Below are 527 nucleotides of genomic sequence, written 5' to 3' on the forward strand. Positions count from 1 at the left end.
AACCCCTCCGACGTGCTGGCCGGCTGGGCCGCCGCCGTGGCCTGGGTGGCGCTGGTGCAGTTGCTGAGCCAGCAGCTGCGGAAGCCGGTTCGCCGGGTTGAAAGGGTGTAGAGACGCATACTACTGCCGCACCACGCGCTGGTGCTGGCCGTTCAATTCCAGCAGATACACCCCGGCGGGCAGCGGCTGGCCCGCGCGGTCGGTACCGTCCCATTGCACCGCGCCCGCGCCGGGCGCCGCGGCCGTAACCGGCAGGTTGGCCACCAATTGCCCCGTGAGCGAAAGCACGTGCAACTCGTAGTTACCCGGCCAGGCCACGTCGTAGCTGATGGTCGTAACGGAGCTGAAGGGGTTCGGGTACGGCACATTCAGGCTGATGGCGGGCGGAGCGGCGGCAGGCTTGTTCGTCGCCAACATTGCCCCAAACACCCGCACCGTCGCCGCCTGGTGCCGCCACCGAAACCGCACCCGCAGCACCTGCGCCGCCGCATCGAAATACGCCGCCGAATCGAGCCCGGCATAAGCCG

Annotated in this window: 1 protein-coding gene; it reads right to left on the bottom strand. The window is 68.9% G+C overall.

The window, feature by feature from the left end:
• Nucleotides 1–120: 120 nt before the first annotated feature.
• On the bottom strand, nucleotides 121–527 hold a 407-nt coding region (locus tag ACYVDE_RS25960), incomplete at its 5' end, for a FlgD immunoglobulin-like domain containing protein (RefSeq protein WP_460504378.1).

This window comes from Hymenobacter agri, from assembly GCF_054778495.1.